General features: G+C 70.7%; 11 protein-coding genes. 4 read left to right on the top strand and 7 right to left on the bottom strand.

Features of this window, described 5'->3' with window-relative positions:
• Window positions 1-12 precede the first annotated feature (12 nt).
• Window positions 13-1,656 carry a CTP synthase gene (locus tag G5B31_RS13100; RefSeq protein ID WP_165018357.1) on the bottom strand — a complete coding sequence of 548 codons (1,644 nt, stop codon included), beginning with the start codon at window positions 1,654-1,656 and terminating at the stop codon, window positions 13-15.
• Window positions 1,657-1,802: 146 nt separating this feature from the next.
• On the bottom strand, window positions 1,803-2,207 hold the full coding sequence (gene secG / locus G5B31_RS13105; RefSeq protein WP_165018359.1) for a preprotein translocase subunit SecG: 405 nt from the start codon (window positions 2,205-2,207) through the stop codon (window positions 1,803-1,805).
• A gap of 456 nt (window positions 2,208-2,663) precedes the next feature.
• Here secG and G5B31_RS13110 point away from each other — a divergent pair, with 456 nt between their 5' ends.
• Window positions 2,664-3,611, top strand: a complete 948-nt coding sequence (locus G5B31_RS13110) for a DMT family transporter (RefSeq protein ID WP_240904407.1) — start codon at window positions 2,664-2,666, stop codon at window positions 3,609-3,611.
• Here the strand turns inward: G5B31_RS13110 and G5B31_RS13115 are convergent.
• The gene (locus G5B31_RS13115) at window positions 3,547-4,254 is read right to left on the bottom strand and encodes a thiamine diphosphokinase (protein ID WP_165018361.1); all 708 of its coding nucleotides are present in this window, start codon (window positions 4,252-4,254) and stop codon (window positions 3,547-3,549) included. The two genes, G5B31_RS13110 and G5B31_RS13115, sit on opposite strands and share 65 nt — an antisense overlap.
• 137 nt (window positions 4,255-4,391) lie before the next feature.
• Here G5B31_RS13115 and G5B31_RS13120 point away from each other — a divergent pair, with 137 nt between their 5' ends.
• Complete coding sequence (locus tag G5B31_RS13120; RefSeq protein WP_165018363.1) at window positions 4,392-6,770, top strand: hypothetical protein; 2,379 nt, start codon at window positions 4,392-4,394, stop codon at window positions 6,768-6,770.
• A gap of 16 nt (window positions 6,771-6,786) precedes the next feature.
• On the opposite strand, the gene G5B31_RS13125 is transcribed toward G5B31_RS13120, so the two are convergent.
• The 4 genes from G5B31_RS13125 to G5B31_RS13140 all read right to left on the bottom strand — a co-directional run bounded on the left by G5B31_RS13125 (window position 6,787) and on the right by G5B31_RS13140 (window position 10,787).
• On the bottom strand, window positions 6,787-7,044 hold the full coding sequence (locus tag G5B31_RS13125; RefSeq protein ID WP_165018364.1) for a DUF2842 domain-containing protein: 258 nt from the start codon (window positions 7,042-7,044) through the stop codon (window positions 6,787-6,789).
• Window positions 7,045-7,113: 69 nt separating this feature from the next.
• The gene (locus G5B31_RS13130) at window positions 7,114-8,406 is read right to left on the bottom strand and encodes an adenylosuccinate synthase (RefSeq protein WP_165018366.1); all 1,293 of its coding nucleotides are present in this window, start codon (window positions 8,404-8,406) and stop codon (window positions 7,114-7,116) included.
• A gap of 319 nt (window positions 8,407-8,725) precedes the next feature.
• Window positions 8,726-10,105, bottom strand: a complete 1,380-nt coding sequence (locus tag G5B31_RS13135; RefSeq protein ID WP_165018368.1) for an L-serine ammonia-lyase — start codon at window positions 10,103-10,105, stop codon at window positions 8,726-8,728.
• A 13-nt stretch (window positions 10,106-10,118) separates the two neighbouring features.
• Entirely contained in the window at window positions 10,119-10,787 is a 669-nt protein-coding gene (locus tag G5B31_RS13140) for a glutathione S-transferase family protein (protein ID WP_165018370.1), read from the bottom strand.
• Window positions 10,788-11,234: 447 nt separating this feature from the next.
• Here G5B31_RS13140 and rpiA point away from each other — a divergent pair, with 447 nt between their 5' ends.
• Both rpiA and gor read left to right on the top strand, forming a co-directional pair.
• Entirely contained in the window at window positions 11,235-12,020 is a 786-nt protein-coding gene (rpiA, locus tag G5B31_RS13145; protein ID WP_165018372.1) for a ribose-5-phosphate isomerase RpiA, read from the top strand.
• Window positions 12,021-12,364: 344 nt separating this feature from the next.
• Window positions 12,365-13,717: a glutathione-disulfide reductase gene (gor, locus tag G5B31_RS13150; protein WP_165018374.1), complete on the top strand. Its 1,353-nt coding sequence runs from the start codon at window positions 12,365-12,367 to the stop codon at window positions 13,715-13,717.
• The last annotated feature ends 152 nt before the right edge of the window (window positions 13,718-13,869 follow it).

Genomic DNA, 13,869 nt, shown 5'->3' on the forward strand with positions numbered 1-13,869 from the left:
GTCTCATCTCCCTCACACCAACCTTGCCCCCTCCACCGCCGCCCGCACGAAATCCGCGAACAGCGGGTGGGGGGCGAAGGGTTTCGACTTCAGTTCCGGGTGGAACTGGACGCCGATGAACCAGGGGTGGTCCTTGACCTCGACGATCTCGGGCAGGCGGCCGTTCGGGCTCATGCCCGAGAAGATCAGGCCACAGCGCTCCAGCTGGTCCCTGTAGCGGATGTCCACCTCGTAGCGGTGGCGGTGGCGTTCCTCGATCACCGTGGCGCCGTAGATCCGGGCCACCGCCGAGCCGTCCTTCAGGTTGGCGGTATAGGCCCCCAGCCGCATGGTGCCGCCCTTGGCGTCGTCGGCCTTGCGGCGGACGGTGTGGTTGCCCTGCACCCATTCCTTCAGGTGGTAGACCACCGGGGTGAAGCGCTTGCCGCCGCGCTCGTGGTCGAATTCCTCCGATCCGGCGTCGGACAGCCCGGCCAGGGTGCGGGCGGCCTCGATCACCGCCATCTGCATCCCGAGGCAGATGCCCAGGTAGGGCACCTTCTTTTCCCGCGCGAAACGGGCGGCCTTGATCTTGCCCTCGGTGCCGCGCTCGCCGAAGCCGCCGGGGACCAGGATGGCGTGGAAGCCCTCCAGCCAGGGGGCGGGGTCCTCGCGCTCGAAGATCTCGCTGTCGATCCATTCGGCGCGGACCTTGGTCCGGTTCGCCATGCCGCCATGGGTCAGCGCCTCGGCGATGCTCTTGTAGGCGTCTTCCAGCTGGGTGTATTTGCCGACCACGGCGACGCGGACCTCGCCCTCCGGGTGCTGGATGCGGTCCATCACGTCTTCCCAGCGGGCAAGGTTGGGCTTCGGTGCGGGGGTGATGCCGAAGGCGTCCAGCACCGCCTGGTCGAGCCCGGCGCGATGATAGGCCAGGGGCGCCTCGTAGATGGTGGACAGGTCGTAGGCCGGGATCACCGCCTCCTTCCGCACGTTGCAGAAGAGGGCGATCTTCTCGCGCTCCCGCTCCGGGATCGGGTGTTCCGAGCGGCAGACCAGCACGTCGGGGGCAAGGCCGATGCTTTGCAGCTCCTTCACCGAATGCTGGGTCGGCTTGGTCTTCAACTCGCCGCTGGCGGCCAGGTAAGGGAGCAGCGTCAGGTGCATCAGGATCGACTGGCCGCGCGGGCGTTCGTGGATGAACTGGCGGATCGCCTCGAAGAAGGGCAGGCCCTCGATGTCGCCGACGGTGCCGCCGATCTCGCAGAGCATGAAGTCGACCTCCTCGTCGCCGATGCGGAGGAAGTCCTTGATCTCGTTGGTGACGTGGGGGATGACCTGGATGGTCTTGCCGAGGTAGTCGCCCCGCCGCTCCTTCTCCAGCACGTTGGAATAGATCCGGCCGGAGGAGATGGAATCGGTCTGCCGGGCCGAGACCCCGGTGAAGCGCTCGTAATGGCCGAGGTCGAGGTCGGTCTCGGCGCCGTCGTCGGTGACGAAGACCTCGCCATGCTCGAAGGGCGACATCGTGCCGGGGTCGACGTTCAGGTAGGGGTCGAGCTTCCTCAGCCGGACGGTATAGCCGCGGGCTTGCAGCAATGCGCCGAGCGCGGCGGAGGCCAGGCCCTTGCCGAGGGAGGAGACGACGCCGCCGGTGATGAAGATGTAACGCGCCACGCAGGCCCCCGTGTTTCAAGCGCGATTCGGAGCGGTGGAATCGCTGCACCACGGGAGTCGGGATATACCCTGTCCCGGCGATCTGCACAACCCGGGCCCCGCAAGATGATGTTTGCGGGGGCGGGGCTGCGACAAAAGGTTGTGGATCAGTTGGCCTCGGTGTCGGCGGGGGCGGGAGCAGGCGCTTCCGCCGGGGCGGGTTCGCCGGCCGGCGGCGGGGTCAGCGCCTCGTCGGCGGGCGCGGGCGGCAGCAGGCTGTCGGCATCCGCGGGCGCCGGCGCGGTTTCGGCCGGGGCCGCCGCCTCGGGCGTGGTGTCGACGACCGAACCGCCGCCGCTGTTGCGCGCCGCCATCACCGCCAGCACGATCGAGGTGCAGATGAAGGCGGTGGCGAAGATCCAGGTCAGCTTGGTCAGCCCGGTGGCCTGGCCGCGGGCCTGCATGTTGCCGCCGCCGGAAAGAAGCGCGCCACCCTCGTTGCGCTGCAGCAGCACGACGCCGATCAGCAGAAGGGCGAGGATCAGGTGGATGGTAAGGACGACGGTTTCCATGGAGGCGCTGTTCCCGGGGCCAAGTCTTGCGCGGCCATTTAGGCGCAAGCGGCGGGCGGCGCAAGGCATGATGCGGGAAAGCCGGCGGGGAGGAGCCGCCTCGGGGGGCTTCGAGCCCCCGCTCGGCGGCGCTGCCGCGGAAAGCAGCGGCTGCCGGTCTCCCGGCCCCGCCCGGCGGATGCGCGCCGCGCGGGGATATTTGGGGCAGGTGAATGGAGAAGAGGTCTTCTTCAAATTCACCTGCTCCAAATATCCTCGGGGGTATGCCAGCGGTTTCGCCATCGGTTCGAGAAACCGATGGCATGGGGGGCAGAATGCCCCCATCAGCCGACAGCAGCCGCAGGAGACTCCGCCGGCCGCAACGATAAAGGCTTGCGGCGGCAGCCGCGCCTTTGCTTCGCCGGCGATGTCGCTTTCGGGATGGCGGGGCGGCGGCCGGGCGGCTAGCCATGGGGCATGAGCATCGCCGCCCCCTCCGCCCAGACCGACCGCATCCTGCCCGGCATCCTGTTGATGCTGGCCTTCTGCGTCCTCGCCCCACTTCTGGACGTCTGCTCCAAGCTGGCGGCCGAGGGCGGCATCCCGGTGGGCCAGGTCACCGCCGCGCGCTTCCTGGTGCAATGCGCGCTGATGCTGCCGGTCGCCTGGATCATGGGCCTGTCGCTGCGGCTGGCCGGCCGGGCGCTGGCGCTGGTGACGCTGCGGGCGGCGCTGCTGGTGTTCTCCACCTTCTCCTTCGTCTCGGGCATCGCCGTCATGCCGCTGGCCGATGCGCTGGCCATCGCCTTCGTCGAGCCCTTCATCCTGCTGATCCTGGGCTATTTCCTGTTCGGCGACCAGGTCGGCCCGCGGCGGATCGCCGCCTGCGTGGTGGGCTTCGGCGGCGCGCTGCTGGTCATCCAGCCCTCGTTGCAGGCCTTCGGGCTGATCGCGCTCTGGCCGCTCGGCACCGCCTTCTCTTTCGCCTTCTACATGCTGGTGACACGACGGGTGTCCACGATGATGCATCCGGTCGTCATGCAGGTGCACACCAGCTGGACCGGCATCCTGATCTGCCTGCCGATCCTCTTGGCGATGAACGACGGGCCGATCCCCGACCTCGACAGCGTGATGCCGCAGGGCTGGCAATGGCTCTGGCTGTTCGGCGTCGGCTTCTGGGCGGCGGTCAGCCACATGTGCATGACCCAGGCGCTGGCCTGGGCGCCCGCCGCCACGCTGGCGCCGCTGCATTACTTCGAGATCGTCGTCGCCGTCCTGCTGGGCTTCCTGATCTTCGGCGACCTGCCGAACAGCCTGACCATCGCCGGCATCGTGATCATCGTCGGCTCCGGTCTCTACATCATCCACCGCGAGCGGCTGGCGCATAAGGTGCGGACCACGCTGGTGCTGCCAGAAGAGCCGTGATCGCCCGGTCCAGCCGCGCCCGCGGCAGGATCGCCAGCATTCCGGGCCGGTCGAAGGCCAGTTGCACCCGCGGCGCGGTGACGCGGTTCGAGGTGCCGATCATCCCCCAGGGCGCGAAGTCGAGGCCGTGCAAGGGCCAGTGCAGCCCCTCGCTTGTCCCCGCCACCCGCGCCAGCGGGAACAGCGACAGCAGATCGCCCGGCCGCAGCCGCAGGCTCAGCCGCGGCGGGGCGGCGAAGGCGATGTCCTTCGGGCCGATCACGATGCAGCGCCGGTGCGGCAGCCGGGCCAGCGCGTTCATCACCGCCAGCCCGTGGTCCAGCCGCGCCCCGGTGAAGCCGACGGCCAGGATCAGCGGCGCCTCGATCACCTGCAGCGCCTTGTCGAAGTCGCTGCGGTCCTGGTCCGGGGTGGGATGCATCCGGCCGGGTGGAATCGCCGCCCGCGCCGCTGCCGAGATCGAGTCGAAATCGCCGACCACCGCCTCGGGCATCACGCCCGCGGCCAAGAGCTGGTCGGCGCCGCTGTCCGCCGCCACGGCCACCGGAGCCCGCGCGAGGGCCAGTTTCAGGTCGCGGGCGGGAAGCGCGCCGCCTCCGGCCAGGGTAACGGCGGTGCGGGATTGGACAATCGGCGGATTCATGCGGATACTGTTCGAAATATGGCAATCGGATGGCTGCGGGCCACAATCAATCCTTCAAATTACCCCGGTCTGTCCATGGATTCGGACAACCGGCCGATAGGATGGCGGGAACGAGTAGTGCGAGAGGCAGACAGCCGATGAATGGTGCAAGCAAGATCCTGACCGTGTCCTACGGAACCTTCAGCTGCACGCTGGAAGGTTTCGATGACCCGTTCAACACCATGAAGGCGATTGCGGAATATTTCCGCGACCTGGCTGCCGAGGACCGCTATTTCGGCGCCGAGCCGCCCACCCCCGACGCCGCGATGCTGCACCGGATCGCCGAGCGCGAGGTCCAGCGCCGGGTCGAGGCCCGGGTGCAGGACAACGGCGTGATTCTCCGCGCGGCCGAGGAGCCGGCGGTGGCGGCGCCCGTCGCCGCGCCGGTGGAGACACCGGCCGCGGTCGAGCGGGCGGAAATCGTGGCGGAGCCCGAGGCTGCCGCGCCCGAGCCCGTCGAGGATGTCGCCGAGGTTGCGCCCGAGGCGGAGGCCGAGCCCGAAACCGCCGCCGAGCCCGAACTTGCCGGGAGCGCCGAAGGGAATGCGCCGGCGGAGGAGTTCTTCGCGACGGAAGACCCCGCCGAAGAGCCGCCCGAGGAAGACCTGACCCCGCGGCCCGCCCTGGCCGCCGCCATGCCCGAAGGCGTGGCGGCCAAGCTGGCGCGGCTGCGGCAGGCGGTCTCGGCCGCCGGCGGCGAGGCGCTCGCGCCCGTGGCTGCGGCCGCGGCGATGCCCGAGCATTTCGAGGACGAACATGCCGGCGCGGTCGGCGGGACGGAGGGCCTCGCCGAAGCCTTCGCCGCGGCGGAGGATTACCTGCCGGAGGCGCTGGACGAGGCTGCCGCCGAACCGGCGGCGGAGGAGGCGCCCGCCGAGATCGCGGCTGCCGGGGACGACGATGCCGGCGTTCTGGAACGGCTGGGCGGGCTGCTGGTCGATGAGGAAGAGGTCCTGACTTCGGTCGAGGCCGAGGACGAGGAGGAGGCCGTTGCCGGGCCGGAAGCGTCCGAGCCCGCACCTGCGGAGGAAGACGACGGGCTGGCCGGCCTGATCGCCTCGCTGTCCGGCGGGGCCGGGGCGGAGGCCGATGTGGTCGCGCCCGCGCAGGCCGAAGACCCGGAGGAGGCTGCCGATCCCTTCGCCGAGGATCTGGAGTTGATCGACGAGGAGTTGTTCGAACTGGCAGAGGCGCCGGAAGTGCCCGAGCCGGTGGTGACCGGCGACCTGAACGACGACCTGCCGGAAGAACTGCTGGGCGGCTGGGACGACGAGCCCGCCGCAGAGGAACCGGCTGCGGAGCCCGTGGCCGCCGAGGCTGCGGAAGAGACGGAGGCCGAGGCGGCCGAAGAGCCCGCTCCCGTGGCCGAGGTTTCCCCCGAGCTTCCTGCCGAAGCCGCTGAAGCGCCTGCGCCGCCTGCTGCCGAGGCTGCGCCCGAAGCCGTGGCGGAGGAGACCTCCGCCGCCGCGCCGGGAATCGCCGAGAAGGCGCAGCGCGCCCGTGCCCGGGTGATCAAGATCCGCCGCGCCGATGCGCTGCCGCCGGCTGCGGAGGCTCCGGCCGCCGCGGAGGCGCCGCAGGCCCCGCCCGAAAGCCCCGACGAGGACATGGCCCGGCTGATGCGCCAGGCCGACGACGAGATGTCCGAGCCGGAGAACCGCCGCCGTCTGGCCGCGATCCAGCACCTGAAGGCCGCCGTCGCCGCCACCGTGGCCGAGCGCCGCGCCGGGGTGAAGGAGCCCTCGGACGAGGAGCGCGCCGATCCCTATCGCGCCGACCTCGCCCGCGCCGTGCGCCCGGTGCGCCCGCGCCATGCAGAAGGCGGCGTCCGCCCGGCCCGTCCCGCCCGCGAGCCGGCGGCCGAAGCCGCCCCGGGCGACCGTCCGGCGCCGCTGGTGCTGGTCTCGGAACAGCGGATTGACCGCACGTCCCCCGCGCCCGCCCGCATCGCCCCGGTCCGCCCGCGCCGGGTGGCCGGCGGTGCGGCGGCGATGGCGGCGGCGGAGACCGATGCCGATCTGGAGGCCGAGTTGCAGGCGATGATGCGCGGCGACGACACCGCTTCGGCGGCGGAGGAGGCCGGCCTGGCCGCCGATGCCGCGCTGGTCGCCGCGCTTGCCGACGACGAGGCGGATGCGGCCGAGGATGCGGCAGACTCGGGGCCGGGCAACATCTTCGACGACAGCCGCGGCTTCGCCGAATTCGCCGAACGGCTGGGCGCGACCGGCCTGCCGCAGATGCTGGAGGCGGCCGCGGCCTATGCGACCTGCGTCGAGAAGCGCGACCATTTCACCCGTCCCTTCCTGATGCGGCAGGTCGAGGCCGGTCGGCTGGGGGCGGGCTTCACCCGCGAGGATGGGCTGCGCGGTTTCGGCACGCTGTTGCGCGAGGGCCGGATCGCCAAGGTCGGGCGCGGGCATTTCGTGCTGGCGGGCGATTCCGGCTACCTGGCCGAGGCGCGCAAGCTGGCGCGCTGAGGCTGGGAGAGGAGGATCAGGAGGGCGGGTCCTCGGGGCCCGCCTTTTCCTTGTCCGGGTCCTCCTGGCCGATGCCGCGGAAGATGCCGCGGAACGGCAGCGCCCAAAGGAGGCCGAGGCCGACATAGACCGCGAACTCGCCCCAGAGCGGCAGCCGGCCCCAGCGGGCATCGGCCCAGTTGACCAGGCTGACCGCGGCGATGACGTAAAGCGGCATTCCGACCAGGAGGATCAGCAATGCCAGCCGCTTGCGGGTCTTGTAGCTCAGGGCCATGGGCTCCTCCGGTCCGCTCCTCCTTCGCCTCCGGCGCGTCGTCGCGACGCGCGTCGGGGGGAGCAGGGGTCAGTCGGCGAAGGGATCGGTCACCAGGATGGTGTCGTCGCGTTCCGGGCTGGTCGACAGCAGCGCCACCGGGCACTGGATCAGCTCCTCGATCCGGCGGACATACTTGATCGCCGCGCCGGGCAGCTCGGCCCAGGACCGCGCGCCGGCGGTCGACTCGCTCCAGCCCTTCATCTCCTCGTAGACCGGGGTGACGCGGGCCTGCAGGTTGGCGGCGGTGGGCAGGTAGTCCAGCTTCTCGCCGTCCAGCATGTAGCCGGTGCAGATCTTCAGCGTCTCGAACCCGTCCAGCACGTCCAGCTTGGTCAGCGCGATGCCCGAGACGCCCGAGGTGGCGCAGGTCTGCCGCACCAGCACGGCGTCGAACCAGCCGCAGCGGCGCTTGCGCCCGGTGACGGTGCCGAATTCATGCCCGCGTTCCCCGAGCCGCTGGCCATCGGCGTCGTGCAGCTCGGTCGGGAAGGGGCCTTCGCCAACCCGGGTGGTATAGGCCTTGACGATGCCGAGCACGAAGTCGATCGAGGTCGGGCCGAGGCCGGTGCCGGTGGCCGCCATGCCGGCCAGGGTGTTGGAACTGGTCACGTAGGGGTAGGTGCCGAAGTCCACGTCCAGCAGCGAGCCCTGCGCGCCCTCGAACAGGATGCGCTTGCCGGCGCGGCGGGCCTCGGTCAGCACCTTCCAGACCGGCTGCGCATAGGGCAGGATCTTCGGCGCGATCTCCATCAGCTGCGCCTTCAGCGCCGCCTCGTCCACCGCCGGCAGGCCGAGGCCCGCCCGCAGCGCGTTGTGGTGGCCGAGCAGCCGGCCGATGCGGGTGTCCAGCGTGGCCTCGTCGGCCAGATCGGCGACGCGGATGGTGCGGCGGCCGACCTTGTCCTCATAGGCCGGGCCGATGCCGCGGCCGGTGGTGCCGATCTTCGCCACCGCGTTCTGCGATTCGCGGGCGCGGTCCAGCTCGCCATGGACGGGCAGGATCAGCGGGGTGTTCTCGGCGATGATCAGCGTCTCGGGCGAGACGGCGACGCCCTGCGCCGCCAGCTTGTCGATCTCGGCCAGAAGCGCCCAGGGGTCCAGCACCACGCCGTTGCCGATGACGCTCAGCTTGCCGCCGCGGACGATGCCCGAGGGCAGCAGCGACAGCTTGTAGGTCACCCCGTCGATCACCAGCGTATGGCCGGCGTTGTGGCCGCCCTGGAAGCGGGCGACGATGTCGGCGCGCTCGGAGAGCCAGTCGACGATCTTCCCCTTGCCCTCGTCGCCCCACTGGGCGCCCACGACGACTACGTTGGCCATGCTGAGGTCCTTCCCCGGTCCAGGAATTGCGCCAGCCCCATAGCGGATGCCGGCGCGGGGGGGAAGGGGGGCCGGGGAAAATGGAGGGGCGGGGAGGGCGCTTCCCCGGGCGCCGGTCTCCCGGCCCCGCCCGGCGGATGCCTCCGGCGGGGATATTTAAGTCCAGAAAGAGGAGAAAGGCCTGCTCCTCTTTCTGGACTTAAATATCCTCAGGGGGTTTGGGGGCAGAATGCCCCCATCGGACGACAGCAGCCGCAAGAGATTCCGCCAGCCACCACGAAAAGGAATGCGGCGGCAGCCGCGCCTTCGGATCGCGGGATCAGCAGTTGGGCACGTTCACCGCAAGGCCGCCGAGGCTGGTTTCCTTGTATTTCTCGTGCATGTCGTGGCCGGTCTGCCGCATCGTCTCGATGCAGGCGTCCAGCGACACCAGATGCTGCCCGTCGCCGCGCAGGGACAGCGAGGCGGCGGAGACCGCCTTGATCGCCCCCAGCCCGTTCCGCTCGATGCAGGGCACCTGCACCAGCCCCTTGATCGGGTCGCAGGTCATGCCGAGGTGGTGCTCCAGCGCGATCTCGGCGGCGTTCTCCACTTGCTCCGGCGTGCCGCCCAGGACCGCGGCCAGCCCGGCGGCGGCCATGGCCGAGGCCGAGCCGACTTCGGCCTGGCAGCCGCATTCGGCGCCGGAGATCGAGGCGTTGTGCTTGCAGAGGCCGCCGATGGCGGCGGCGGTCAGCAGGAACTCGCCCACCCGCGCCGGAGTGGCGCCGGGCACATGGTCCAGCCAGTAGCGGATCACCGCCGGCACCACGCCGGCCGCGCCGTTGGTCGGCGCCGTCACCACCTGGCCGCCAGCGGCATTCTCCTCGTTCACCGCCATGGCGTAGAGGCTCATCCAGTCGTTGATCGTATGCGGCGGCGCGAGGTTCAGCCCGCGCTCGGCCATCAGCGCGTCGTGGATGCCCTTGGCGCGGCGGCGCACCTTCAGCCCGCCCGGCAGGATGCCGGTGCCCTCCATCCCGCGCGAGATGCAGGCGTTCATCACTTCCCAGATCCGGGCCATGCCGCGGTCCAGCTCGGCGGCGGAGCGGAACTTCAGCTCGTTCGCCCGTTTCATCGCGGCGATGGAGAGGCCGGATTTCCGGGCCATCTCCAGCATCTCGGCGCCGGTCTCGAACGGGTAAGGCACGTCGGCGCGGGCCTTGGCCTTGCCGGCGCCGGCCTCGGCCAGTTCGCTTGCCGTCAGCACGAAGCCGCCGCCGATGGAGTAATAGGTCTCCTCCAGGATCACGTCGCCCTCGGCGTCGGTGGCCTTCAGGATCATGCCGTTGGCATGGCCGGGCAGGGCGGGGCCGTAGTCGAACAGCAGGTCGGCGTTGGGGTCGAACTGCAAGGGCGGCAGGCCGGGGGCCTCGATGGTCTTGGTGGCATTGATCCGCGCCAGCGCGGCTTCGGCCTTTTCGGCGTCGTAGGTGTCGGGGGAGAAGCCGGCGAGGCCGAGAATGGTCGCCCGGTCGGTGGCATGGCCGACCCCGGTGAAGGCGAGGCTGCCGTGCAGCGAGGCCCTCAGCCCCTTCGGGTGGAAGGGCGAGGCGCGCAGCCGGTCGAGGAAGCGCGCGGCGGCGACCATCGGCCCCATCGTGTGGCTGGAGGAGGGGCCGATGCCCACCTTGAACATGTCGAAGACGGAAAGGAACATCTGGGCCTGGCTTTCAGCGGGCGGGGCGGGTGAAGAGGGTCGGGCCGAGGTCCTCGGCCGCTGCCACCCGGGCCGCGGCCGCGGTGGTTTCGCAGGCGGCGAGGGTGGCGTGCAGGACGGGATAGTCGGCGGCGCGGATCAGGCCGGGATGGCCGTCGGGCAATTGCCCCAGCCAGCGCATCAGCGTGCCGATGTAGAGGCCGAGGAGCGAGGGCCGGTCGGCCGGGAACAGCGCCGGCGCGGCTTTCGCCCCGGTCTCCAGCGCGTCCAGCACGGTTTTCGCCCGGGCGGCGGCCAGCGGGACCAGCGCCTCCGAGGCCGCGGGCCCGGCCACGCGGTCGGAGTAGTAGATCTCCATCACCGGCGGATGCAGGTTTGAGGTGGCGAAGAACAGCCATTTCAGGAAGGCGCCGCGGTCCCCGGTTCCGGGCGCCGGGGCGAAGCGGCCGGGCGCATGGGTGTCGGCCAGCCACAGCAGGATGGCGGCGGTCTCGACCAGCGGTCCCTCCGGGGTTTCCAGCACCGGGATCTTCCCCAGCGGATGCAGCACCCGGTAGCCGGGCGAGGCCAGTTCGCCGCCCTCGCGGTCGACCCGACGGGCGGTGTAGGGCAGGGCCAGCTCTTCCAGCAGGATGCGGACGGGCGTGGCCGCGGTGTCGGGGGTATGGTGGAGGACGAACATCTCCGGGTGTCTCCTGTGCGCCGGCAGAATATGGGGCGGCGCGGGGGCGCTGAACAGGCGGAAACCGACATAAGGGATGCGGGGATTGACATGGGGGGTGGCAGCGCGGTGGCGAGGCCTCCTTGGCGAAGGCGCGCGCCTTCGCCACGGAGCAACGCTTCCCCTTGTCGCGGCCGGGCCTTTAAGGCCCGGCCAGCGCCCGCCCCGCCCTCGGCGGGCGCTTCTCGCCCGCCGGGTCGGGCGCTGGCCTCTCCGGGTTTAGCGCTGCCACCGTCTCCGGTTGACATGTCGCGCACGGGCGGGGGCGAGGCAATGCCTCGCTTTCTCCCGCCCGGCCGGGCGGTGGATCGGAACCGCCGGCCCGCGACTGTTTCCCCGATTGCCTCTCGCCCCAGCCGGGGCTTTGCGCTAATCGGAGGGCGGACGCCAAGGACGGAAGGAAGACCGATGCCCGCCGATCTGAACCCCATCGACAAGGCCAAGTTCATCGCGGCGAAGCGTGCGGTGGAATTCGTCGAGGACGGGATGAAGCTGGGCCTCGGCACCGGCTCCACCGCCGCCTGGATGGTGCGCTGCCTGGCCGAGCGCATCCGGGAAGAGGGGCTGCGGGTGGTCGGCGTGCCGACCTCCAGCCGGACGGCGGAGCTGGCGGCCAGCCTCGGTATCCGGCTTTCCACGCTGGACGACGTGAAATGGCTGGACCTGACCATCGATGGCGCCGACGAGTTCGACCCCAACCTGAACCTGATCAAGGGCGGCGGCGCCGCGCTGTTGCAGGAGAAGATCGTGGCGACCGCCTCGGATCAGATGATCGTGATCGCCGATGCGGCCAAGGAGGTGGTCCAGCTGGGTGCCTTCCCGCTGCCGGTGGAGGTGATCCCCTTCGGCTGGCAGACCACCAAGGCGCTGGTCGAGGAGACGCTGGTGTCGATGGATGTGCTCGGCCGCGACGTGACCCTGCGGATGAACGGCGACAAGCCGCTGGTGACCGACGAGGCCAACTACATCCTCGACCTGCACCTGAACCGGATCGGCAACGCGCGCCAACTGGCGCTGGTGCTGAACCAGATTCCGGGCGTGGTGGAGAACGGGCTTTTCATCGACATCTGCGACATCGTGGTGATCGGCCATGCCGACGGCCGGGCCTCGGTGCGCGACATCAACACCGGCAGGGTCGAGGACGACCGGGTGGACTTCGCGCCGAGCGACAACATCTTCGCCGATCTGGAGTGAAGTCGGGGCGGGGAAGGCCGCTTCGGACGGAGCTGTCATCGCCGCAACGGAGGCCGGCGCCCGACCGCGGGTGGGCGCTGCCAACGGTGCGTGGGCAGCGCTTCATGGGGCGGCTTCTCCCCCGGATGGAGCGGAGAACCGACGGCGCAGAAGCGCCCGCCCGGGGGGCGGTCGGGCGCTGGCCGGGGGCGCGTTCCGCGCCTGTTGACCCGGCCGGGACTTCGGTCCGGCGGTGTGCGCAGGTGCTCCTTCCCGATGGCGGCCATGAGCCTCCTGTTCCCCCCTCTGGCCTTTCCCGGGCCTCCATGGGATACCCTCGGGATAATCTTTCAGGGGGTTCACCAATGTCCTTCGACGTTGATCTTTTCGTCATCGGCGGCGGCTCGGGCGGGGTGCGGGCGGCGCGGATCGCTGCCGCCGAGGGCGGCGCCAAGGTGGCGCTGGCCGAGGAAAGCCGGATGGGCGGCACCTGCGTCATCCGCGGTTGCGTGCCGAAGAAGCTGATGGTGAACGCCAGCGTGCTGGGCGCGGCGGTCGCGGATGCCAAGGCCTATGGCTGGCAGGTGCAGGCCGGGGGCTTCGACTGGGGCCATTTCCGCAAGGCGCTGGAGGCGGAGCTGGACCGGCTGGAGAATGCCTACCGCAACACCCTCACCGGGGCGGGCGTGACCATCCACGATGCCCGCGCGGTGGTGAAGGATGCCCATGCGGTGCGGCTGGCCGATGGAACCCGGATCACCGCCAGGCATATCCTGATCGCCACCGGCGGCCGGCCCTTCGTGCCCGACATCCCGGGGGCCGACCTCGCCGTCACCTCGAACGCTATGTTCCATCTCGACGCCCTGCCCAAGCGGGCGCTGGTGGTGGGCGGCGGCTATATCGCATCGGAATTCGCCTGCATCCTCAACGGGCTGGGGGTGGAGGTTACGCAGTATTACCGCGGCCCGCAGATCCTGCGCGGCTTCGATGCCGAGGCGCGGGAGCATGTGGCGGCGGCGATGCAGGCGCAAGGCATCGCCATCCATTGCAACGCCGACGTGGCCCGGCTGGAGAAGGTCGCGGGCGGCATCCGCGCCCATGCCACCGACGGCACGGCCGGCGACTTCGATCTGGTGCTCTACGCTACCGGGCGGGTGCCGAACAGCGCCGGGCTGGGGCTGGAGGCATTGGGCGTCCGCATCGGCGCGCGCGGGCAGGTGGAGGTGGACGGCTACAGCCAGACCTCGGTGCCCTCGATCTATGCCGTCGGCGATGTGACCGACCGGGTGAACCTGACCCCGGTGGCGATCCGCGAGGGCCATGCCTTCGCCGATACCGTCTTCCTCGGCCGCCCGACCAGGGCAGACCACGAGTTGGTGGCCAGCGCCGTCTTCACCCAGCCGGAACTGGGCACGGTTGGGTTGACGGAAGAGGAGGCGCGGGCGGCCGGGCCGGTGGAGATCTATGCCGCGACCTTCCGGCCGATGAAGTCGCTCTTCGCCGGGCGGCAGGACCGGATGCTGATGAAGCTGGTGGTCGCCGCCGACAGCCGCCGGGTGCTGGGCTGCCACATCGTCGGCGAGGGCGCGGGAGAGCTGATCCAGCTGGCGGCGGTGGCGATCCGGATGGGGGCGACGAAAGAGGATTTCGACCGCACTGTCGCCGTGCATCCCACCGTGGCCGAGGAACTGGTGACCATGCGAAAGCCGGTGCGGTAGGGGGAAAGGCGACGGCGGGGATGGTCCCGTAGGGCGGGGTTCACCCCGCCGCTCCGCCGATGCATTGGCGAAGGCCATCGCCTTCGCCACGACGCAACGGTTCCCCTTGGCCGGCCGGGTGCTTCACAAGCACCCGGCCAGCGCCCGCCCCG

Origin of the sequence: Rhodobacter sp. SGA-6-6, from assembly GCF_011043545.1 — a bacterium.
GTDB lineage: Bacteria > Pseudomonadota > Alphaproteobacteria > Rhodobacterales > Rhodobacteraceae > Pseudogemmobacter.